This is a genomic window from Rhizobium acaciae (assembly GCF_025941625.1).
GTDB classification, from domain to species: domain Bacteria; phylum Pseudomonadota; class Alphaproteobacteria; order Rhizobiales; family Rhizobiaceae; genus Rhizobium; species Rhizobium acaciae.
On record NZ_JAPCZO010000019.1, the window covers coordinates 64,405 to 85,739 of the forward strand.

Genomic DNA, 21,335 nt, shown 5'->3' on the forward strand with positions numbered 1-21,335 from the left:
GCTTTTTGACCCGATTGGAGCACCCATGCCAGGCGTAACCCGACTATCGGTCCGCAATATCCGCAAGAGCTTCGGTACGCACGAGGTCTTGCGCGGCATTTCCCTCGATGCGGAAGACGGCGACGTGATTTCGCTGCTCGGCGCCTCCGGCTCCGGCAAGTCGACCTTTCTGCGCTGCATCAATATGCTCGAGACCGCCAGTGGCGGCGAGATCTGGGTCGACGGCGAGGAGGTCCGCATGGTGCACAAGGGCGGGCGGAGCAAGCCGGCCAGCCAGAAGCAGGTGGACCATATCCGCTCCGAGCTCGGCATGGTGTTCCAGTCCTTCAATCTCTGGTCCCACATGACGATCCTGCAGAACGTCATCGAGGGCCCGATCCATGTGTTGAAGCGGCCGCGCGCCGACTGCATCGCCGAGGCCGAAGCGCTGCTGGAAAAGGTCGGCATCGCCGATAAACGTCATGCCTATCCGGCCCATCTTTCCGGCGGCCAGCAGCAGCGTGCGGCGATTGCCCGGGCGCTGGCGATGAAACCGAAGGTGATGCTGTTCGACGAGCCGACTTCGGCGCTCGATCCGGAGCTTGTCGGCGAGGTGCTGCGCGTCATGCGCGCGCTTGCCGAGGAAGGCATGACCATGCTCGTCGTCACCCATGAGATGAGCTTTGCCCGCAACGTCTCGAACCGCGTCGTCTTCATGCGCGAAGGCTTGATCGAAAGCAGCGGCAAGCCGGACGAGATGTTCACCGGCGGCGCGACACCTGCCTTCCGCCAGTTCATCGGCCATTTCGGAAGCGGTCAATGACGATCACCATCGATGCGGGGCTCACCTGGCGCGATGTCGCGCGCGTCGGGGCAGGGGAAGCGCTTGCGCTGTCGCTCGCCGCCTGGGGGCGGGTCGAGCAGGCAAGCCGCATCGTTGCGCGCATCGTCGAGACGGGCGTGCGCGCCTACGGCGTCAATACCGGCGTCGGGGCATTGGCGGATACGGTGGTCGATCGGGCCTCGCAGAGCCTGTTGTCGCGCAGCATCGTGCTCAGCCATGCCTGCGGCGTCGGGCCATTGCTGGCCGCCCGGGAAGTGCGCGCCATCATCGCCGCCGAGATTGCCAATTTCGCCCATGGCCATTCCGGCGTGCGGCGCGAGATCGTCCAGCATCTTGCGGCCCTGCTGGAACATGATTGCATTCCCGACGTGCCATCCAAGGGCTCTGCCGGTTATCTCGTCCACAATGCCCATATTGCCCTTGTTCTGATCGGCGAAGGCAGCGCTCACCTGGGCGGCCGGCGCATGAGCGGCCGCGAGGCGCTTGCTGCGATCGGGCTCGAACCGCTGGTGCTCGGCGCCAAGGAGGGCTTGAGCCTTGTCAACGGCACGGCCTGCGCCACCGGCTTGACCACTGTCGCGCTATCACGCGCCGAACGGCTGCTCGACTGGGCCGATGCGATCGCAGCCCTGACGCTGGAAGCGGCAGGCTGCCAGATCGCCGCCTTCGACGCCGCCGTGCTGGCACTGCGCCCATCGGCGGGAATAGAGAAGGTCGGAGCGAGCCTGCGCGCGCGGCTTGCCGGCAGCGGCCTTGTCGCCGCCGCCTTCGGCCGGCGCACGCAGGATGCGCTCAGCCTTCGTTCGGTGCCGCATGCCCATGGCGCCGCCCGCGACGTCTTCGACAATTCCGCCCGCGTCGTCGATCAGGAGCTTGCCTCGGTGACGGACAATCCGGCGGTCTCAGGCACGCCGGAACAGCCGATCGTCTCCTCCGAGGCGCATGCGGTCGCCCCGGCGCTCGGGCAGGCGGCCGATAGCCTGGCGATTGCGCTCGCACAGCTCGGCGCGATCAGCGAGCGGCGCATGGACCGGCTGGTCAATCCACTGGTGAGCGGCCTGCCGCCCTTTCTGGCCAGCGATGCCGGCAGCCATTCGGGCTTGATGATCGCCCAATATACCGCTGCCGCACTCAGCAACGAAAACCGCCGCCTTGCCGCACCCGCTTCCATGGACGGCGGGCTGACCTCCGGCCTGCAGGAAGATTTTCTCGCGCATCCGACGGCCGCCGCCGGCAAGCTGCTCACCGTCATCGACAATGCCGAATATATCCTGGCGATCGAGCTGATGGCCGCTGCCCAGGCGCATGATTTCCTGGCGGCCACCGCGCCGCGGGCGCCAGGCACCGACCTTGTCTACAAGGCGGTGCGGGAACATGTTTCCCATTATGGCGACGAACGGCCGCTCAACGGCGATATCGAGGCTGTCCGCAGCCTGATCGGCGAGACTGCGCCGCCGTTCTGATCGGCCTCAGAACGGCTGGGTTTCGGAATTCTGCTTTGGCTTTTCGCCGACCTCGAGACGTTTGAGGCACTGGACGAAGGTCGGATAGAGCTGATCCACCCGCGAGAGCGGCAGCGTCCAGTCGCCTTCGTCGCCGGCAAAGGTGATCTGCACGTCAGGCATTCCGGAAAAGGAATTCTTGATGATCTTCTTCAGCCCGGCGCTCCCCTTGCTGGCCGGGCCCCAGAGGCGAAGCGTGTTCTTGTCGAAGAAATCGGCAGCGATCACTTTCGTCACCTTACGATCGGTCAGCGTCACCTCGGTCTTGGTGTCGGCCGGAATGTCCCATGTGGTCTTTGCGACCAGCCAGAACGTCTCGGTCGCGCTCTGCCGGAATTCCATCGTCTTGCCGATCTCGCTGTCCCACAGCAGGCGGCAATAGGGATGCGGGCTTTCGTTGGCAAAGCCGACCGACCATTGTCTCGCGCCGCCTATCCATTCGGTCTCGCCGAAGGCTGAGACCGGCTGCAGAAGTGCCGCCATCAGAACCATCACTGTCGGAATTTTCATCGCCGAAATCGTCTCCAACGCAATCGTCTCCAGCGATACCAAAAGAAGGTTGAGCTTTTGCTACTACTGCGCCGCGCTTTTTTTTCAGACCTGAAGCTGTCGCACTATGACTGAGGAGTTTCACGATGGCACGATATACCGCAATCGTGGATCGGCGAGATAGGGCAGCCAATGTCGCGCTAAGACTCGGACCTTTGAATTTTGCGTTCAGGGGTCGCCAGCAGCGGACCCGGCCATCCTTCACGCACTGGGCCACTCACCGCAACGTGGCGCCAATGCAGGACGAATTGCCGCATCGGACGGATCTTGGCCTCCGTCACGTGGAGCAATCGAGCGGGCTGAATATCTGCGCCGTCACCGCTCGGTAAGGTCGCGGAGGGACTGGCGTCGAACCTGCCGAGCCTGTCACGAAATGAATGAAGTGCGCGTTGACTCTCGGTGTCAATGCCGGCCTTGAGGCAAGCGGCAGGAGCAGCCGGACCTGCCTCTGCTCTAGTTGCCTTTCCGGCCACCGGTGGATTGCGTGGATGGTGCCGGCGCTTTAACCAGCTCGGAGACAAAGTTTGTGAGGGAGACGATGTTTTCGTGCTGGCTCGCCTCTTCCAAGGCGTTCATGTACTCGTCACGGCGCGCGACAGGTATGACGGTCCATGGCGCTCCGCTCTCAGCAAGAAGCGCATTCATAATAAAGCGCGCCGCGCGTCCGTTCCCGTCCGGGAATGGGTGGATATAGGTGAATAGGAACGGCGCGAGGATCGCCTTCACGCGCGCGTCGGACTCCTCCGAAATGCTTTCGAAGAGCGCGTCCATCGCGTCGGCGATCGCATGTGGCGGCAACGGGACATGCGAAGATCCTCGCAGATAAACATTGTGCGACCGATAGCCAGCCAGCTGATGCGCCTTGATGATGCCTGCGTTCACCGAGGGACTGAACATGGCACGGAACCAATCTTGGTGCCGTGCCTCGAGCAGTTCGCCGGTAGGCGCTCCATCAAGGATCTTCTTGATGTCCTCCCGCACCTCCTCAAAAGCCAGTCTGTATCCCTTGGCGGCAAGCGCGTTCTTGGTCTCGTAGTCCCTGGCGTCCTCGTCCGGTTTCCATTGACCGTCCTGTACCCTCCGGATCAGCTCTTCCGACACCTCGTAACCCTCGATCGAAAGCGAGTTCAAGGCGTCGGCCACATAGCGCTCATCAATGTCCGCGATATATCCGTCCCGGTCGTTGATACGCACTTGCTGGAATCCGACGTGATCGAGGACGTCTTTCGCCATTTTCGCCCAGAGGTTCTTGATCCGGGTAGCGGACGGCGCTTGAGTACGTCGCGCGTCCAGCGTGACCACGTTGACTGCCGTGTCGAACGGGTTGTTCTCGTGTGGGTTGTAGCCGGCCGATTCCAGGGTCTTGATGATCGTGTCCGCGTCTCTTGTCCTGCCGAGATGGCGCAGGGCTCCAGCGATACGACCGCCGACGTGGCTCCGGCCGCCGTCCAACAGGTATTGCAGCAACGTACTTGTTCCGCGGATGGAGCCAATGACCGCGATGACATCGGTCGCTGCCGTTTTCCACGACTCCGGCGACAGATTGCAGATCGCCTCCTCCACCGACATCAATCTCAATCGTTCTCTCGTCTCGGCGACCTCGTTTTCCTTTGAGCGCAGCAGATAGAGCGATGTATTGCTCGGTAGTTTCACAAGTTGATTGTTCGCCTTCGGGCTTCTGACGATAACCTGCCCAGGAATGGAGTGGTTTTCTGACCATAGCGCCACGGACGCCTCCGCGGAGAGCCGCCATCCATCGGCGAAGCGGTCGTCGAGATACTTGGCAACGAACTCCCAGTAGACGGTGCTCCATGCCGCATCAATTCTGTTGCTGGCCGACGGTCGCGAGTTCACAGCAAGCCAGCCCTTCATGATTTCTTCGAGGAACCCATTGTCCTGTAGTCGTTCCCGGTGGACACGGCTGAGCTCTTCGGATTTTACCACCGATCGGGTTCCGTTCTGCGTCACTCCCCTCAGTTCAGCCAGGGACGTCGCGAGCAGTTCGTTAGGTTTCGCCATGTTGGCCTCCGGCGGCGAGGGGTAGGCAGGGGGTTCACTACTTTTGTGCATTGTTATTGCACTAATTTTACGCCTTTTTCAAACACTAATAACTTGCATATCAGCCGCGCTAGTTTCATGTTTTTGAATCGCACTAGTTTTAAGCGTCTCTGCGTCCGTTATTCCAGCTCCAGGAGGACGCCAGGCTTTCAAAAGACGAGCAGGCTGGAAGGATGATCGCCTAGCGGGACGAAGTCACCAGTCCGATAAGCTGTGTTCGGAAGTTGGCAAATACGAACGGGGTGCTCGAGGTGAAGACCTGCTTGATGCCTCCGGGCTTCTCGCCGTTCCAGTCGGGTCCGACAACGAGATAGGAGCCCGGCTCGCTTCCCGTGGCGCGCGAGCCGATATAGCCGAAATTGTAGGTGTTGCCGTCGATGAGCTGGACCGAGTAATAGCGTTCCTTCTCGACCGTCGGCACCGAGATGACCATCGGTTCGGCCCGCAAGTCCAGCCATAGGATCGAGTAGGGCGTGTCGCTGTTCGGCGTGATGACCGCCGTATCGTCCGGAGTGGCGACATGTTGCATGTTGTTGATGTGGTTGAACGGTGCCTTGAACTGTCCCGAGTTCTTGTCCACGGCGAACTCCTGCATCACCGCGTAGTTCATCACCAGCGGCAGGCCGTAGACGAAGCCTTCTTCAGCGATGTCCTTGGCCTCCAGCAGGCTCGGCCATTCGGCCTTGTTCGGACTTCGCCGTTGCGGCGACGAATGCGGCCACCACCGGCAGAGCGGAGCAGATCGCGTTTCGTGAGCATTTTTGGACGTCCTTTCGGTTCGCGTCGTGCGATCGGCACGGTGGCGGGGGAAGGGTCATGCTGTCGCGGACGTCGATCGAAAGAGCCGACCTGGTCCTGACCATGAGGCGCTGTTTTGCGACTACTTCGGGAACAGGAAGGTCAGCCCGACCCGCACGCCGACGCCCAGTAGCGAAGTCCGGCCGTCAGGCTGATCGGCTGCTCGTTCACCTTGACCAACTTCGAGACGGTCACATTGATCGGCACCGACCAATCATGCGTCTTCCAGTCGTATGTGGATTCCGTATTCAGCGCGAACGTCCATGCCGTCGGCGTCGTGTAGGAGAGGAAGGGCTGCATGTACGTGTTGCTGATGTCGTTGCGGTCCTCGTTGCCGGCGAACGACCAGATGTGGTTGGCCAGCACGCTATAAGTCCAGGGGCCGTCCTGCTTCAGCGCGACAATGGCCGGTCCTGCGCACCATTTCTCGCCGCCGAGCAGATCGTCGGTCGCGGTCGGGATGAGGAAGACGGGTCCCGCGCCCCAGATGACGCCGCCATCGGTCGGCTCGGCAGGCGACAGGAAGAAGCTCTGAAGGACGTCGCCCAGACCGAACTGCGAGCCGGATGGCCCGGCGATGTAGTTCTGGTAGGTCACGGGAAGGATCGTGCGGGAGATCAGGTTCCAGTCGGCGTTCAGCGAGAAGGGGATCACGGGCTGGATGTTCAGGGTCGCCTTGTCGCCATCGAGTGGACCATAGCCATGGTCATAGTTCTGCTGGAAGGGAACGCTGATGAGCGAGGCGATCGGGTTCGAAAGTTTCTTGGCGAGATCAGAGCTGGAATCCTGACCGTAGGCCAGCGCCCCCATGCCGAGGGTCGCGGCGACGGCGAGCGTCAGTGACCTCTTCAGCGGGAGAGTGCGGTTCGATGTGGTCCTGCCATTTGCTCTGTCTCCATCCGATGCCGAGGCTGGCGGTGAGCGAGCCTCGGATCATGCGCTGGAAGAATGACGGAACGGGCAGGAAGAAGAAACGTATGTTACTGTAGCGTACGGCCTTCACGGGCCGTATGAGGCGTCGGAGACGCTGAACTCGGCTTCGATATCCGTCGCGCTGGGTACTGGCAGTCCAGCCCGCCGAAGCGCTGCGATCATGCGCATGCTGTCCTTCGACGACAGGTTTCTCTTCCGGTTCTCGGTCACGATGTTGGGCAGATAGTCAGGGCGCATTTTCATGAACACCTCGCCCTCGCGCTTTGCTTCCGCCAGCAGGCCCGCCTCGGAATAGATGACCGCCGCAACGCCATGGAAGAGTGGGAATTTCTGCAGGTCGGCCTTACGGATCAGCTGCACCGCCATCTCATGCTCGTCGAGCATGCAGGCGATCAGGGCGCGTGTCCCGAAGTAATATCCCGCACCGCCCGGATTGAGCTCGATCGCACGATCCAGCAGTTCCGCGCCGCGCTTCCATTGCCCCGAGAACGCGACGCGCGTTCCGAGTTCCCCGAGGAACTCCGTGTCGTTCGGGTTGGCGGCGAGCGCCGCTTCGCCGACCTCGAAGGCTTCTTTCGTCTCGTTGTTGAAGAATAGGGCCGTCATGAGCGCCTGCAGGGCGCGAGTGTTGTCGGGTTCGAGCGAGACCGCCCGCCGCGCCGAACCCAGCGATCGCTCCATCGCGGTAGCCTTGTCACTTTGTGGATTGAAACCGAAGCGCCCCTCGTCGAGATGGATGAACGAGAGCATCGACCAAGCGGTCGCGTAGCCTGGGAAACGCGCCACGGCGTTCTGCAGACAGTCGCGCGCGATCAGATGCGCTTCCGGGTTCAGCTCCTCGCGGTAGGCGTAGAAGCGCAACGTGCAGTCATGGACGCCGACATCGTCCGGCGGCGGGTTGGCCGCCAACGACTTCGCGATGATGCCGTAAGGCTGGGCGATCGCCGTCGCCACCTTGCTCGCGACATCCGTCTGAATAACGAAGAGCTCGTGCGTGTCCAGATCCTCGTCGTAGTGCTGCGACCACAGGATGGATCCTTCGGAGGTGTCGACGAGACGCACGGTCACGCGTATCTTGTCGCCCGCGACGCGGACCCCGCCCGCGAGAAGGTAGTGCGCGCCAAGTCCCTCGCGCACCTGCGACGCCTCGACGCCTGGAGGCAGTGCCTTCGATGTCTCGCGGCCGAAGACGGTGATCTCCTTGAAGCGGGGAAGGGCGGTTAGAAGCTCCTCGGTCAGGCCGGCGGCATATCGTGCAGCCTGGGGGCCGTCGCCAAGGTCCGCGAAAGGTGCGATTACAAGGGTCGGCTCGCCCGGAACCTGCCCGGCGGAACGACCGGTGGCCGGCCCCGTCAGAACTCCCGCGTAGTAGCCAAGCCCCGCGCAGACGAATGCCACGAGCGCGGCCAGCATGGGCCAGGCGCGTCGCCGCCACGCGAAAACCCGGGGTTCGACGACGTCTCCGTTCGGCGCATCCCCGGCCGCTTTCGTCGGCGCGTAGTTCCACGTAAAGGTCGGAACGTAGCCGCCCTTGGGGATATCGATGCGGATCTGATCGCGTTGGCCTGCAACGAGATAGTAGCGTTCGATGACCCGGCGAAGACGTCCGGCCTCGATGCGGACGACTGGATCCTCCTGCGAGAAGCCTGCGCTTCGGTTGAACACTTCGATGGCGATCGAATACGCCTTGAGACGCTGTGACCGGCCTGCAAGCGTTTCCTCGGTGACATATTTCAGGAAGGCAGCGCCACGTCCGGCGCGGGGAAACTCGCGGCTGGACAGAATCCGCTCAAGCTGCGCCCTGACCTCCTCATGGTTCGGACAGGGGCGCTCGGCCTGATCGTCAGGCAAAGGCACCGAGGTCTGCATTGCATCCTCCCCCTCGTCACACAGGTGCGCGACAGTTAAAGCTTGTATTAAAGTCCCCTTATGCAACCTAACCCCCGGAGAGCTCTTCGTCTACCTGAAAGAAGTTTCAAGGCGGATCACCTATGGGCCGGGCAACCGGTTGGGGACGATGAGGGCGATGAACGGGCATGACGAAGAGCGTGCCAGGCGTGGCGGCCGAACTTCAAGCGGGCGCCTCCTGCTATCGTTGCTTCCGGCAGGCCGGGTCGGCCGGCGTCGCAGCGCAGTTCTTGACCGCGATCTTCTGCGTGCCGCCGTCTTGTCCGGTCAGACCGCCGACATGATGGGCGTAGTTGCTGCGACTATCGGCGTCGAGCACGGCGACGGGGGCGGTCAGTACGAGGCCCGCGGCGCTTCCGGCCGCCGCAGCCACATGCGTCGTCCCTGCAAGGATCGTGTCGCCGAGGCCGACCCGGCTGTCGGTCAGCGTCTGCCCTTCGGACAGCCGCGCGCCGATGAGCTGGACGACTTGCGGCGATTCCGCGAACTTGCTGTGATTGAGGTCGTCGCTGACCTTGATCCTGGTCAGATCGATCACCGAGATCTTGTAGTCGGCGAGTTCGGCCTTGTACGGCGCGGTTTCCGGATCGATCGAACCGAGCCGCGGGATGTTGCCCCAGACCCGCCGCGAGAAGGCAAGCGCCTTGTCGTCTTGCGACACGAAGAGCGTGAACTGCGGATGAGGGTCGCCCATGTCCTCGATCTGCGACCGGAAGACGTCGACGTCGACGTCCGGAGCGGCCAGCATGACGTTCTTGAACTTCACCGGAAGACCGCCGTTGCGGATCGCCATCTGCCGGAGCGCTTCCAACGCCAGCCAGTTGCCCATCGAGTGGGCCAGCACGTTGACTTCCTTCACGGTCGCGTCTTTGGCGAGATACTGGAATAGCGTCTCGAGCGCGTTGCGCGTGTAGTTGGTGCTCTCGCGGTCATAACCGTAGGCGAGCAGGCTGCCGCGCGATGGCCAGGTCACAAGGACCGGCGTGCTGTGGACATTGGAATCGTGGACGATCTGAGCGAAGCGGTAGACGCTATCCTCGAAGCGGTTGTTGAAGCCATGGATGAAGACCAGCACGCTTTGGTCGCGGTTCCTTTTGACCGAGGCGTTCAGCCAGATTTTCGCCCCCTCGAGACTGAGCTCGTCGGCCTTCAGCGTGGCGAAGTCGGTCTTCGGATTGGAAGGCAGCTTCCTCGGCCAGGCGACGTCGCCTTCCTTGCGGACCTTGGGCAGTGAAACTCTCATCTGCGCGAAGGACGGCGTCCGGGCACGCTCGCCCGTAAACATCTCGCCCGGAACAGACGATCGGGCGCGCGTGGTCGCGACGAGCATGTCGACGCGACTGGTATCCGGCGCGGTGTCTGCAACGGGTGACAGTACGCCCTTCGGATGTCCGCCGCAGCCAGCGAGCACGACCAGCACGAGGCATGGAAGAAGTCGCCGGATACGACCAGCAGTCAACGAAGCAAACAAGCTCAAGTCCCCTGTTGAAATCGATTCGCCGCGCTCGATGCTCACGGCGGTCGCTATTGTGGGCAGACGTCCCGGAAATCCGTCTTTTTGGTGCTGTCGGTATAATACCAGCACATGCCGGACTTCGGCGGCGTTCCGGCGACCGAGGCCGCCGCGGCGCCCGCGATGAATCCGATGGCGGCTCCAGCCGCGATCGCACCCCCGGCGGGCCAATAGCGGCGAGGATTGACGACGACGACCCCGCGCCTGACGGACGCGCGAGGGACCACGACGGCGCCGCGATTGCCGACGGCCGCACATCCTCTGGCTCCGCAGCCGACCACCGCACGGCGGGCTTCGGCCGAGGTCGGAGCGAGCATTGGCGCGGCCACCATCATCAGGATGGCCGCAGCCGCCGCGAGGTTTTGAATGTGCTTGATGAGGTTCATAAGTTCGGTCCTGGATAAGGGCATAGGCGAAACTTCGCCCCTGGAATTCCTGACAGGGCGGACCATGCCTCAATCATCGCGATTCCCTTCGTATGTTACTGTACGTTACGGCCTGGCGACGACGACGGGGAGGGGCACGCCGAGACGGATCGCCTTCGAGAAGTTGGGCGACAATCCATCCGCCCGCGCCCGCACGTCGATCTTGGCAATCTCCCGCAGGCGGTCGAGCGGCATCGACGTGTCGACGGCTCCCCGGTCATAGGCGTAGTCGGGAAGATAACCATTGACGATCAGCCGCCAGTCGAACGGCACCTTGTCTCCAGCGACCCGCATCAGCTTGGCCACGGTCGTCGTGCAGTTCGTCGTGATCGAGTTGTAGAACTGCGGCGTCCGGGCGAGCGCGTTGGCCTCGGCGACATACTCGAGCAGCAGGTTCCGCGCCTGCTCGGGAGTGGCTCTCAGCCGGTAGATCTGGACGTCCTCGCCACGCACGTTGGAGCGGACGCCGACGACGTCGCGTTCGTCCGCGGCAACAACCACCAGCGGGTCGTTCTTGAAGAGGTCGGCAAGGGGAGAAAACCCGCCGCCGACCTTGTGGCGTACCTCGATCGACCAAGCAAGCTGCTCGTCGCCTTCGAAGCCGAAGCTGAAGATGACATGGGCGATCTTCGGCCCCGCCCAGTATGACATGAACAGGTCGACCGTCCTCACCTTGCTCACATCGTAGGTTCGCGTCGTCCACCGCTCGGTAAAGTCGGAATTGCTTCGCCACTCGAAGTCCCGGACGTCGGTCAAGGTCAGCGAATTTCCCTCGACCCGACCCGTGACCTGGCGGGCGACATCCGGCGCCCATGCGGCGTTCGCGTCCGGCTTGATCGAGTTCCACCAGAAGAGAACGAGCGCGAAGACGACCACGAAGGAAAGGAGTGCTTTGATGCGTAGCCGGCTGGCAAGCGCCGCCACAGAGAAGAGACCAAAGAGGAGGAAGACGCCAGCGCCGATCGCCCGGCCGGCATCGGGCAGGGACAGGCGATACCATAGGGCGAGGGAACCCCAGGCTGCCAAGGCCGCCATGATCAGAGCGACCGCGAAGATCAGGATGATCGCCATCAGTCGATGCATGTCGTACCTTTTCCGTTGCTGCCGAAGTGCCGGTGATTCGGAGCGCGCGTTCATCTGGCGACCGGTAATGGAACGACCTTGGCAAAGTCCAGCATGGTGTGGATTTCCGCGGCGAGGCCGTCCATGAGTTCCAGCGCCTCGGCATAACGGGCGTCTCGTTCCGGAGCCGTAGACGAGTCCCAGTCCCGCACGAGCTGGTCGGCGATGGAAAAGTCATTGCACAGTTCCCGGAAGCTTTCACTGCGGGAGGCAAGCGCTTCGATCTCCAGAGTCTGCTCGGGAAATCTGCGCTTGGCGAACTCCGTGTCGTATTCCATTGCATCGGCTCCCGGCCAGGCGACGCGGGGGGCGCATATCGCGTCGTCGTCGTGAGGATGGCACAGAACCCGGCCGGCTCCATGTAGGTTACAGTAACACACCGCGAGTTTCTTGCGGTCGGCAGCGCATGTGTGGTCCATTCGGTCACCGGCCCGGCGGCGGGCCAGCCATGCGAGGACCCCTACCATGAAACCCATCCTGATCTCCGTCACAGCACTGCTGATGTCGGCCGGACTGGCGAGCGCAGCAGAGCCGATCGTCGGGAACTGGAAGACGACGCTCGGCGACACCGCCGCGATCGAGCCGTGCGGCGGCGGTTTCTGCATCACGCTGAAGAGCGGCAAGCATACCGGCGAGAAGATCGGCGCGTTCGAAGGCAGCGGCGGCAGCTATTCCGGCAAGATCACCGATCCTGGCGCGAAGAAGACCTACGACGGCACCATCAGCGTCTCCGGCGACACCGTCACCCTCAAAGGCTGCGTGATGAAGGTCGTCTGCGAGTCGCAGAAATGGTCACGCCAATAGTCCGCGGGACAATCCGATAAGGTAACATACGGGTGTTTCTGGCGTGATCGGCTATCCCTTGCGCCGGCGCCCGCGGCAGACATGTCGAAGCCTCGACAACAGCAAATGGTTCGTGGATGTCAATGGCCGACGTCGGCGGCTACGGCGTCGCGTCCGACATCACTCTGCAGGGAACCGCGACGGTCGGCTACAATTGGACGGACACGCTCGCTTCGTCTGTCGGCTACAAGGCGCTCTACACCGGCTATCAGGAAGGTGGCTTCCAGTATGACGCCACCCAGCACGGCGTCTTCACGCGACTGGCGGTAAAGTTCTAGCCGGCGTCCGGCCGCGGCCCGCCGCAAGCTACGGTCGTGTAACCGTAACATACTTCCCTTCGCGCCGCCGAATGCACACAGATTGGCGACCTCATGAAAAACGACCGACGGGGCGGTCGACAAGGAGAGAGCAATGAAAAGCGCGACGAGACGGGTTTACGCTACTGCCGCGGTGCTGCTGATGGGCTGGGGGGCCGCTTCCGCCGAAGCACCGAAGACGAAGATGGCGACGCCGATACCGGATTCGATCGTCACGCCGGAGAGCGTCGACACCAGGATTGGCAAGCTGAACTTTTTCGACGGCTTTCCGGACGACGCAACTTCGGAAAAGATCTATGACAATCTCGATTTCATGCGAGGCGTGGACGCTTTTCTCAATGCGATGCCCGGCGCTTCGGTCGAAGCCCTTCGGGTTGGACTGGCCGGCCAGGGCGCCGACAACAACCAAACCATTCTGATATTCGAAAATCTCATGGATTCGCATTCGCTGTTCCTGACCGGCAACACCGAAAGCATCTACAATCTCATGTGGCTCGACACCAAGGCGGGTCCGCTGGTCATCGAAACGCCGCCCAACATACTGGGCATGATCGACAACCACTGGTTCCAATATGTCGGGGACGTCGGCAATGCCGGCCCGGACAAGGGCAAGGGTGGAAAGTACCTGCTCTTGCCACCGGGCTACGACGGCGTAGTCCCCGAGGGTTACCACGTATTGCGGTCCTCGACCTACGGGAACCTGTTCTTCTGGCGCGGCTTCCTCGAAAGCGGCACCACGACGACGGCCGTCGAAAACACCAGGAAATTCGCCAAGGTCTATCCGCTTTCGGAGGCTGGGAGTCCGCCGCCCATGAAGATCGTCAACGTCTCAGGCAAGGAGTTCAACACGATCCATGCCAATAATTTCCATTTCTACGAGGAAGTGAACGCCATCGTCCAGTACGAGCCGAACGAAGCCTATCATCCGGAAGTGCTGGGACAGCTCGCAGCGATCGGCATCGTCAAGGGCAAAGCCTTCGCACCCGACGAACGAATGAAGAAGATCCTCACCGAAGCCGTGGCCGTCGGCAATGCAACGGCGCGCACCATCACCTTCAAGACGCGCATGAAGGACGCCTATTATTATCCGAACAGTGCCTGGTTCACCGGCTTTGTCGGCGGCAGCTACGAGTTTCTTCTGCAGCCCGGCGTTCGCTATCTGGATGCCCGCGTCCTGTTCCACTACTACGCGACGGGCATCACGCCGGCGATGGCGATAAAGCGCGTCGGCGTCGGCTCGCAATATGCCGGCGCCACGACCGACAAGGACGGCAAGCCGTTCGACGGCGGCAAGACCTATAAAATTCACCTGCCGCCAAACATTCCTGCAAAGGAATTCTGGTCGTTCGTGGCCTATGACAACCAGACGCGTTCGATGCTGCAGACGGACCGGCAATTCCCCAGTATCGGAAGCGACAAGAAAGATATCTTGATCAACGCGGACTCGTCCGTCGATGTCTGGTTCGGTCCGACGGCGCCAAAAGGCCATGAGGCCAACTGGGTCCAGACAGTGCCGGGCAAGGGCTGGAACGTCCTTCTTCGCCTCTACGGGCCCCTGGAGCCATGGTTCGACAAGACCTGGAAGCCAGGAGAGTTCGAACCGGTCGAGTGACGCTCGAATATGCGATGAACTCCAATGCTGATCCGACTGGTATGTCGGATCGGCCTCGGCCGGAAACATGCGTGCGCCGCCGGCATCACCCACGGCGCCTTGAGACTTCTGGCTCATGCGCCATAGCAACGATCAGCAGGACTGCGGGGAGGCGGAGCTTGAAATCAAGATCAGGGCCGTCGGCACCATGGATCTATCTGGGTCTCCTCGCAGCTCAGACCGCCGCGGCCCTGACCCTGTTCTGGATCGTGTTCCCCATCTTTCACGGCTTGATCACCCACCTCGGGAGCGCCATGCTCGCTCTCTCTGACCAGGGCGGGATTGTTGCCAGCGCCGCGCTGCTTCATTGCTGTTACTGGACACGGTTGAAATGGGTGCCGGTCACCCGGCCGTTTCACAGCGTATTCGTGGCGCATCTGCTCTTCTTCGCCAGCAGGGTGAGCTTCTTCTTCGGCGGTGCGCTCTTCTCGGCCATCTTCTTCAGGCACCTGCCGGAACTCGACGCCTTTCCGCCGCTCGCTCAGACCTTCGTGAAGAGCCTGTATGTCACGGCGACGCTCTTCGGACTATTCTGCTCCTTGCTCGAGCTGGATAGGGTCGGGAAGGCGATGGAGGATCGGCCGCCAGAGCACGGCGAGTAGCTTCCACATCCATCGGCGCGGCGACGCGTTGAACGCCGTCTCCTACGGTCCATGTAACTGTAACATACTTCCCTTCTCATCCCCGAAAGCGCACCAGATGCGTGCGGAGAGTTTCTCCGACGATCAATCGTTCACGATGGGGGTAGCATGTCGACGAGAACCAGACTGTTAGGAGGGGCGCTGGTCGCGTTCCTGGTACTCAGCGGTGCGGCCCGTGCCGACACCATCAGCTTTGCCGACGCGGTGAGCACGCTCGCCAACGATTGCGGATCCGACATCAAGAAGTTTTGCAAGGGCCTGAACCTCGGGAGCGGCCGCATCCAGAACTGCCTCGAGACCCATGCCGCAAAAGTCTCGCCGACCTGCACCTCGACACTGGCGAGCGTCACCACCTCGATCGAGCAGCGCCTTGCCGCCCAGTCGTCGTTCACCGCGATGTGCAAGCACTATGTTGCACAGTTCTGCAGCGGCGTGGTGGGCGAGGGAAACATTCTTTCCTGCCTGAACAAGGCGACGCGCGTGAACGAAGGCCAGTGCGGCCAGGCGATCATCGACGCCGGCTGGCGGTGAACGATGTTGAAGGGAAAAAGGATCATGAAGAGCTTTCGACTTGCGACGATATTTGCCGCCGGACTGCTGCTCGCACCCGGCTACTCGTTCACCCAGGAACTGAGCGGTCCGCAGGTGGTGCGCACGCTCGGCAGATTGCAGGGTGGAGCGCCGGCCATCGACCTCGCCTTGCTTATGGAAGAAGCGGCGGCGAGTGCAGGCAAAGGCGTCGCCGCGCTTCCCGACTGGCAGAAACTTTCGAAGCTGTCGCAGCTCATCGTCGAGATCGACTTCGAGAACGACTCCGTCGCCATCGAACCGAAATCCTATCGCACTGTCGGCATGATCGCCGACGCCCTGCATCATCCGAACCTGCGGCGCTACAAGTTCCTTGTCGTCGGACACACGAGCTCGACGGGCGACGCCAAGCACAATCTGGACCTCAGCCAGAAGCGGGCGAAGGCGATTACGGAGGCGCTGTCGACGACCTTCGCCATCGCTCCGGACCGTCTGTTCGCGATCGGCGTCGGCGAGGAGTGGCTCGTGGATCCGTCGAACCCGCAGGCCGCCGACAATCGGCGCGTCCAGCTCGTGAACCTCGGTCTCGTGAAGTAGCAAACAGGAGAATTCTCCATGAAACGCGATATACGGATCGGCACTCTCGCCGTAGCCTGCCTCGTGTCGTTCGCGGGAGCGGCGGCCGAAGACGCGATCACGGCACCCGCCGCCAAGACCATTGGAGCGACCACGGCCACGAAGATGGTGCCGTCGCTCGCCGTCCTCAACTCCAGCGGGGCGACGCTGGTCGACGGCAAGCTGACGATGACGGGCGTCACCCCGAACTCCATCGTGTTCGCCGATCGTCCCGTACGATCGGCCGGACATGTTCTTACGACCGAGTTCATCAAGGAATGGGACGAGGGCAAGGACAGCTTCGCGATCGACCCGCCTAACGCGACGATCTCCGTCATGAGCAGCGATGGCGCCGCTATCGACGACGCGGTGGTGGTCCTGACCAAGCCAAAGCTGGACGGCGGCACTCTGATCTTTGACGTCAAGGTTCTCGAGGGCGAACTCACAAAGGCCAATGGCCCGGCTTCGCTTTTCATCGACATGTTCGTGGCGCGCGCCGGAATGGGGCGCGTCGGCGTGGTCGGCGTGGGTGCTGTCGGCTTCCATGGCGGATGGTACGCGCACCCGGCGGCGCGCTACGGCGCCGCAGTCGCGACGGGTGCGGCCATCGGTGCCGCGGCTGCTTCCGCGCCATACTACTATCACCCCCCTTGCGGCTACTATCCGTATCCGCCCTGCTACTGAAGTCGGGAGCGGCACATTGCAATGGAACAGGGGAGAAGCAGTCGAGGCAGATGGAAGTCGGCTGCGGGCGTTCTTGTCGCCGTCCTCGTGGCCTATCTGCTCGTCTGCTACCTGGTCATGCCGGAGCTTTGGATCTTCCGCGACCGGAGCACCGTTGCCGATCTCAGCCGGATGGTCACTACAACCGACGACGACATTCCGGGCGACCCGATCAACGTCGGGCTCGTCGGCCCGCAGCAGCAGGTGATCAAGGCCTTCGCCGCCTCGGGCTGGGATCCGGCCGACAGGATCACATTGCTCTCCTCGGTCGAAATCGGCCTGAGCGTGGCGCTCGATCGGCCGGATCTCGATGCGCCCGTCAGCCCGCTGTTCTTCGACGGCCGGAAGCAGGATCTGGCTTTTGAAAAGCCCGTCGGGCGCAGCGCGGACGAGCGCCACCATATACGCCTCTGGCGCACGGCGACGGCCGGCGCCGACGGCCAGCCGCTGTGGCTGGGCTCCGCCAGCTTCGACCGCGGCGTCGGAGTCAGCCACGACACCGGGCAGATCACCCACCATATCGGACCCGATCTCGACGCCGAGCGCGAACTGGTGATCGGCGACCTCAAGGCCGCCGGACAGATCTCCATGACCTACGAGCGCGCAGGCGTCGGTGCGACAAAAGATGGTCGCAACGGCGGCGGCGACCCGTACTTCACCGACGGTCGAATCCTTGTTGGGGTCCTTGTCCTGAAATCGGCTGCCAAGCAATAGGACGGCGACAGCTGGACCAGGGCGAGGCGATCGTGAACGGGAAACCCAATCGGAGCCCCGCGGCTCAACGAAAGCTTCCCACTCCTTCTCGAGGCGACGGCACTGCTCGCCGAAGTTTTCATCATGATCCGGACCAGAAGCAACCGGAACGGTTCCTGACCTCCGGAAGCGAAGGTCGCGACATCTACCTCCTTCGCAACAAGGTAGAATGGATGTCGTCATCTTGAAGAAATCGAAGGTCGGGTGCTGACGCCCTCCTCAGGAGTTGCAAGACCAAATCCGCATTTCGGGCACTACCATATCGCAGGCGCAGCGCGTTCAGCGAGACCGGCATGACGCTTTGGCTGGTCCGCGTTCATGTTGCCCGGATTACAGTCTGAAGAGAGAGCCGCCGTTCTTTCATAGCGTCTCTTTCCGTCGTTCTCAGTGCCGTGGGACGTCGCGCTCGCACCCCTGCGAGCGGCTTGTCCGCTTAAAAGTGGATGGCTACGCCAAAGATCGGCCCCTGCTGGACGACGTCGAAGACGAACCCGTCATTCTCGTAGTTGACGCCGAGTGCGCGATATCCGGCGATCGCCGAGATGCTGTCGTTGAACTTGTAGCCGAGACCCAACGCCACGTCCCAATCGAGATCGGCGCCGCCGGCGCCCACCAGACCCCACCCGGTGAGATAGATTTCCGGCGTGAAGAAGTAGTTTCCTCTGACGCCGGCGACGGCATCGACCCATGTGGCACTGTCTTCGACATCCACTCCGGCCAGAATGCCGCCATTGAAGGAGATCTCGGTTTTGGCCGACCAGACCTTCATGCCACCGACCACATCGAGGTGGCCATTTTGGTCCTCGAGCACGGCGTAACCGACGCCAAGAAATCCCGCGAAGGTCTTCGACGTCACATCGACGCTGTCGGCAAGGATGCCGGCCGGCGTGTCGGCATCGGCACCCAGCTTGGTATAGATCACGTCAGCGACGATGCTGAAGCGATCGTATCTTGCTTCGCCTGCGGCCATGAACGCGAAGTCGAGATTGTCGAGAATATCGCCGAAATCCGCGTCGACATGGACTTCCGGAAGCCCGAACTGCCCAATATCGCCGGATAAGCCGGCAGCCCAGAAATATGGAGCGAAGGTGAATTCCCAGCCGCTCTGGCTCTCGACGGTTTTTGCTTCCGGTGTGAGCGGCGTGACATCGGCGGCATTGCCGACAGATGCCGCGCAGATGCCCGCCAGCAACAGAATGGAGCGCAAGTATATGGCTTTCATGAGAATCCCCCGATCTCGTTTATCGCCTCGGCACTGCTGTCCCGAGTCGGCACTGTGCAGCGAGAAGTAGATTTGAACAAGCTTAAATACCTATTTTCCGTTGATCGCCTGCTTCAACTGCCCGATGAGATCTGAAATCTCCCGGTCCTCAGGCCTCAGTCGCGCCAGAGCTTCCGCATGTTTCAACGCCTCCGGCAGCCGTCGAAGCTTGAGACTGAATTGGAGTGCCAGGCCTATGATGTCGGGGTCTCCGCCCGCCGTCCAACCATCGAGCCTGTCCAACGCCTCTTCTGTCCGGCCAGCCGAATCGAGAGCGACGGCAAAGGTCGTCTTGTAGCGGGAGTTTTGCGGATCGAGGCGCACCGCTTCTGCAAGTTCCGTTATCGCCTCGGCCAATGCCTGCTTGCGCACAAGGGACAGCGCATGTCCGTAACGCAGATCCGCGCGTTCGGGCGCGATCCGGATCGCTTCGGAATAAGTCTGCTCCGACCTGTCGTTCCGGCCGGTGGCGCGGTAGAACTCGGCGAGATTGACGCGCATTGCCGCCAGTGTCGGGTCGAGAGAAATCGCTCGCCGGAAGGCGGCTTCGGCCTCGGCCGTACGCTGTCTGGCGAACAGGAAGAAGCCAAAGCTGCTTTGTGTTTCCGCCACGTCGCCATTCGTTTCGACATAGGCGCGCAGCTCCGCCACAGCGGTTTCGAAATGGCCTCGCCGATTGCCGAAGAGGTCGGGAGGAGTGCTGGCGAGTGCATTGGCGGCGGCAACGCGGACCGCCCGCGTTTCATCGCTCACCAGATTGCCGATCGCCTTGAGCCGCTGCTCCGGCGGGATATTGCCTGCCGCTTCCGCGGCTCCGAGCCTGACGAGCGGATCGGCATCGGCTGCGGCCCTTCGGATGTCGGCGGTGACGTCCACGCCGCCGATCCCGCTCATCGCGGCGATGGCGCTGCCCCTGACAATTCCCGCCTGGTCATGGTCGCTGACAAAAGCGCGGAGAGCCCCCGCTGCTGCTTGATCGCCGTTGGCGGCTCCGGCGAAGGCATGGGCGATCGAAGGGCGATCGCGCCATTGCGTTCCGTACCATCCGTCCATCGTCTCGGCGGCCCAATCATTGGTTCTGCCGACATGACAGGTGGTGCAGGCATTCGGCGTCCCGAGGCTCGCCGACAGGTCGGGCCGCGGGATGACGAAGGAGTGGTCGCGGCGCGGATCGACCTTCATGTAGGTGCGCTCCGGCATGTGGCAGTTGGTGCATTGCGCTCCGGTCGAACCGGCCTGATGGCGGGTGTGTGCGGGCGTGTCGAACAGGCCGCTCGGGTCCTGGTCGGCGAAGCGCTCGGGCTTTGTCTCGGCGTGGCATTGCGTGCACAGCGCATTGCCCTCGGCCTTGAGGCCGGCATCGTGCGGCCAATGACAGTCGAGACAGGTCACGCCCGCCCTTGCCATCTTGCTTTGCTGAAACGAGCCATATTCGAAGACCTCGTCGAGTATCTGTCCGTCCGGGAAATAAAGATCCTGTCGGAGCAGGGCGGGGGAGAAATAGTCGAGAAAGGGCTTGCCCGGCTGATAGCCGTCCAGCAGCCGGGTGCGTCTGGCGTGGCAGGCGAAACAGATGCCCGCATCGACTTTCGGCAAGCCTGTTTCCGTCATTGGAGATGAAACATCCGCCGATTGCGCCGAAACGACGTGCCTGGCGCCTGGACCGTGACAGGATTGACAGCCGATGCTGGTGGCAACGTAGGTCGACTTGTATTCATTCGTCGGCGGTTGAAACTTCGCCTGGGGATCGGTCGAATGACAATCGATACAGGTACGGTTCCAGCGATAGAAGGGACCTGTCCAATGATAGGTCGAGCCAGGTCTGGCCGGAGTGCCGTCGCCGAGCCAGAACCACTGCCGTCCGGCCGTGTCCCAGGCGATGTCGAGTGCCTGCAGCCGTCCGCCTCCGATGTCGACGAGATATTGCTGAAGGGGTTCGTAGGCGAAGGTATATTTGACTTCGAACTCGCCCTCGCCGCCGTCCGCACCCTCGGTGTTCACGAAGAAGTGGCCATCGCGGCGGGTGAAGGTCGTGACGACGCCGTCATGGTCGAACCGGGTGTTGTTGAAATCGCCGCGCACCGTTTCGTCGTCGGCCAGGGCCATGGCCTTCGCATGGTGGGATTTCGAGAAAGCCGCGGCCTGATCGGCGTGGCAGGATGCGCACGTCCTTTCGTCCACGAAACCCTCATGGATCGATATTCGCGGGTCGGCAGGGGGCGTCGAGAGGGCATCACTCGCAAGGCTGTGACCGGCAAAGGCCAGCAACAGGAAAAGCAGGAGGGTTATTCCTTTCACCGCCGCTGACCGAACAGACGCTGCCACTCAATCGCTCCCTGTCCGATGTTTTAAAGGGGTCACGGCGCCATGGT

19 protein-coding genes and 2 pseudogenes are annotated in these 21,335 nt (G+C 62.2%); 10 read left to right on the top strand and 11 right to left on the bottom strand.

Annotated features, from left to right (window positions below; translation table 11 throughout):
* Positions 1-25: 25 nt before the first annotated feature.
* Positions 26-802, top strand: coding sequence for an ABC transporter ATP-binding protein (locus tag OLZ32_RS27045; protein ID WP_264423626.1), 777 nt, complete (start codon positions 26-28; stop codon positions 800-802).
* Positions 799-2,286 (top strand): HAL/PAL/TAL family ammonia-lyase, encoded by a 1,488-nt coding sequence (locus OLZ32_RS27050; RefSeq protein ID WP_264423629.1) that lies wholly within the window; start codon positions 799-801, stop codon positions 2,284-2,286. The genes OLZ32_RS27045 and OLZ32_RS27050 overlap by 4 nt, the downstream gene beginning before the upstream one ends.
* A 6-nt stretch (positions 2,287-2,292) precedes the next feature.
* Here the strand turns inward: OLZ32_RS27050 and OLZ32_RS27055 are convergent, their stop codons facing one another.
* The 9 genes and pseudogenes from OLZ32_RS27055 to OLZ32_RS27095 all read right to left on the bottom strand — a co-directional run bounded on the left by OLZ32_RS27055 (position 2,293) and on the right by OLZ32_RS27095 (position 11,909).
* Positions 2,293-2,835 carry a hypothetical protein gene (locus OLZ32_RS27055; RefSeq protein ID WP_264423631.1) on the bottom strand — a complete coding sequence of 181 codons (543 nt, stop codon included), beginning with the start codon at positions 2,833-2,835 and terminating at the stop codon, positions 2,293-2,295.
* 492 nt (positions 2,836-3,327) lie between these two features.
* Positions 3,328-4,893, bottom strand: coding sequence for a Fic family protein (locus OLZ32_RS27060; protein WP_264423633.1), 1,566 nt, complete (start codon positions 4,891-4,893; stop codon positions 3,328-3,330).
* A 238-nt stretch (positions 4,894-5,131) separates the two neighbouring features.
* Positions 5,132-5,691: pseudogene (locus OLZ32_RS27065) on the bottom strand (DUF1254 domain-containing protein); the annotation flags it as partial.
* A gap of 121 nt (positions 5,692-5,812) precedes the next feature.
* Positions 5,813-6,540 (bottom strand): annotated as a pseudogene (locus OLZ32_RS27070) (transporter).
* 189 nt (positions 6,541-6,729) lie between these two features.
* Complete coding sequence (locus OLZ32_RS27075; RefSeq protein WP_264423638.1) at positions 6,730-8,532, bottom strand: adenylate cyclase; 1,803 nt, start codon at positions 8,530-8,532, stop codon at positions 6,730-6,732.
* Positions 8,533-8,752: 220 nt separating this feature from the next.
* Positions 8,753-10,030, bottom strand: a complete 1,278-nt coding sequence (locus tag OLZ32_RS27080) for an alpha/beta hydrolase (protein WP_406648967.1) — start codon at positions 10,028-10,030, stop codon at positions 8,753-8,755.
* Between the two features lie 65 nt (positions 10,031-10,095).
* Positions 10,096-10,470 carry a hypothetical protein gene (locus tag OLZ32_RS27085; protein WP_264423643.1) on the bottom strand — a complete coding sequence of 125 codons (375 nt, stop codon included), beginning with the start codon at positions 10,468-10,470 and terminating at the stop codon, positions 10,096-10,098.
* 105 nt (positions 10,471-10,575) lie between these two features.
* Positions 10,576-11,592, bottom strand: coding sequence for an Lnb N-terminal periplasmic domain-containing protein (locus OLZ32_RS27090; RefSeq protein ID WP_264423644.1), 1,017 nt, complete (start codon positions 11,590-11,592; stop codon positions 10,576-10,578).
* Positions 11,593-11,642: 50 nt separating this feature from the next.
* The gene (locus OLZ32_RS27095; protein ID WP_264423646.1) at positions 11,643-11,909 is read right to left on the bottom strand and encodes a hypothetical protein; all 267 of its coding nucleotides are present in this window, start codon (positions 11,907-11,909) and stop codon (positions 11,643-11,645) included.
* Between the two features lie 187 nt (positions 11,910-12,096).
* On the opposite strand from OLZ32_RS27095, the gene OLZ32_RS27100 reads away from it, so the two are divergent.
* The 8 genes from OLZ32_RS27100 to OLZ32_RS27135 all read left to right on the top strand — a co-directional run bounded on the left by OLZ32_RS27100 (position 12,097) and on the right by OLZ32_RS27135 (position 17,663).
* Positions 12,097-12,435, top strand: coding sequence for a DUF2147 domain-containing protein (locus tag OLZ32_RS27100; protein ID WP_264423648.1), 339 nt, complete (start codon positions 12,097-12,099; stop codon positions 12,433-12,435).
* Positions 12,436-12,551: 116 nt separating this feature from the next.
* Positions 12,552-12,752: a hypothetical protein gene (locus OLZ32_RS27105; RefSeq protein WP_264423650.1), complete on the top strand. Its 201-nt coding sequence runs from the start codon at positions 12,552-12,554 to the stop codon at positions 12,750-12,752.
* Between the two features lie 133 nt (positions 12,753-12,885).
* A complete protein-coding gene (locus OLZ32_RS27110; protein ID WP_264423652.1) occupies positions 12,886-14,403 on the top strand; it encodes a DUF1254 domain-containing protein in 1,518 nt (505 codons plus the stop codon).
* Positions 14,404-14,561: 158 nt separating this feature from the next.
* Complete coding sequence (locus OLZ32_RS27115; protein WP_264423654.1) at positions 14,562-15,044, top strand: hypothetical protein; 483 nt, start codon at positions 14,562-14,564, stop codon at positions 15,042-15,044.
* Between the two features lie 147 nt (positions 15,045-15,191).
* Positions 15,192-15,614: a cysteine rich repeat-containing protein gene (locus OLZ32_RS27120; RefSeq protein WP_264423656.1), complete on the top strand. Its 423-nt coding sequence runs from the start codon at positions 15,192-15,194 to the stop codon at positions 15,612-15,614.
* Between the two features lie 24 nt (positions 15,615-15,638).
* A complete protein-coding gene (locus OLZ32_RS27125; RefSeq protein WP_264423657.1) occupies positions 15,639-16,208 on the top strand; it encodes an OmpA family protein in 570 nt (189 codons plus the stop codon).
* Positions 16,209-16,226: 18 nt separating this feature from the next.
* Complete coding sequence (locus tag OLZ32_RS27130) at positions 16,227-16,910, top strand: hypothetical protein (RefSeq protein ID WP_264423659.1); 684 nt, start codon at positions 16,227-16,229, stop codon at positions 16,908-16,910.
* 21 nt (positions 16,911-16,931) lie between these two features.
* Entirely contained in the window at positions 16,932-17,663 is a 732-nt protein-coding gene (locus OLZ32_RS27135) for an LssY C-terminal domain-containing protein (RefSeq protein WP_264423661.1), read from the top strand.
* Between the two features lie 472 nt (positions 17,664-18,135).
* Here OLZ32_RS27135 and OLZ32_RS27140 read toward each other — a convergent pair whose 3' ends face one another.
* Together OLZ32_RS27140 and OLZ32_RS27145 are read right to left on the bottom strand one after the other, a co-directional pair.
* On the bottom strand, positions 18,136-18,924 hold the full coding sequence (locus OLZ32_RS27140; protein WP_264423663.1) for a DUF481 domain-containing protein: 789 nt from the start codon (positions 18,922-18,924) through the stop codon (positions 18,136-18,138).
* Positions 18,925-19,014: 90 nt separating this feature from the next.
* Positions 19,015-21,288, bottom strand: a complete 2,274-nt coding sequence (locus tag OLZ32_RS27145; protein ID WP_264423665.1) for a tetratricopeptide repeat protein — start codon at positions 21,286-21,288, stop codon at positions 19,015-19,017.
* Positions 21,289-21,335 lie beyond the last annotated feature (47 nt).

What these genes read in the sequence shown, in the direction of transcription:
- OLZ32_RS27110 (WP_264423652.1), top strand. Translation starts at nt 12,886, where the DNA reads ATGAAAAGCGCGACGAGACGGGTTTACGCTACTGCCGCGGTGCTGCTG.
- OLZ32_RS27130 (WP_264423659.1), top strand. Translation starts at nt 16,227, where the DNA reads ATGAAACGCGATATACGGATCGGCACTCTCGCCGTAGCCTGCCTCGTG.
- OLZ32_RS27125 (WP_264423657.1), top strand. Translation starts at nt 15,639, where the DNA reads ATGAAGAGCTTTCGACTTGCGACGATATTTGCCGCCGGACTGCTGCTC.
- OLZ32_RS27050 (WP_264423629.1), top strand. Translation starts at nt 799, where the DNA reads ATGACGATCACCATCGATGCGGGGCTCACCTGGCGCGATGTCGCGCGC.
- OLZ32_RS27060 (WP_264423633.1), bottom strand. Translation starts at nt 4,893, where the DNA reads ATGGCGAAACCTAACGAACTGCTCGCGACGTCCCTGGCTGAACTGAGG.
- OLZ32_RS27095 (WP_264423646.1), bottom strand. Translation starts at nt 11,909, where the DNA reads ATGGAATACGACACGGAGTTCGCCAAGCGCAGATTTCCCGAGCAGACT.
- OLZ32_RS27135 (WP_264423661.1), top strand. Translation starts at nt 16,932, where the DNA reads ATGGAACAGGGGAGAAGCAGTCGAGGCAGATGGAAGTCGGCTGCGGGC.
- OLZ32_RS27055 (WP_264423631.1), bottom strand. Translation starts at nt 2,835, where the DNA reads ATGAAAATTCCGACAGTGATGGTTCTGATGGCGGCACTTCTGCAGCCG.
- OLZ32_RS27140 (WP_264423663.1), bottom strand. Translation starts at nt 18,924, where the DNA reads ATGAAAGCCATATACTTGCGCTCCATTCTGTTGCTGGCGGGCATCTGC.
- OLZ32_RS27075 (WP_264423638.1), bottom strand. Translation starts at nt 8,532, where the DNA reads ATGCAGACCTCGGTGCCTTTGCCTGACGATCAGGCCGAGCGCCCCTGT.
- OLZ32_RS27105 (WP_264423650.1), top strand. Translation starts at nt 12,552, where the DNA reads ATGTCAATGGCCGACGTCGGCGGCTACGGCGTCGCGTCCGACATCACT.
- OLZ32_RS27090 (WP_264423644.1), bottom strand. Translation starts at nt 11,592, where the DNA reads ATGCATCGACTGATGGCGATCATCCTGATCTTCGCGGTCGCTCTGATC.
- OLZ32_RS27100 (WP_264423648.1), top strand. Translation starts at nt 12,097, where the DNA reads ATGAAACCCATCCTGATCTCCGTCACAGCACTGCTGATGTCGGCCGGA.
- OLZ32_RS27085 (WP_264423643.1), bottom strand. Translation starts at nt 10,470, where the DNA reads ATGAACCTCATCAAGCACATTCAAAACCTCGCGGCGGCTGCGGCCATC.
- OLZ32_RS27045 (WP_264423626.1), top strand. Translation starts at nt 26, where the DNA reads ATGCCAGGCGTAACCCGACTATCGGTCCGCAATATCCGCAAGAGCTTC.
- OLZ32_RS27120 (WP_264423656.1), top strand. Translation starts at nt 15,192, where the DNA reads ATGTCGACGAGAACCAGACTGTTAGGAGGGGCGCTGGTCGCGTTCCTG.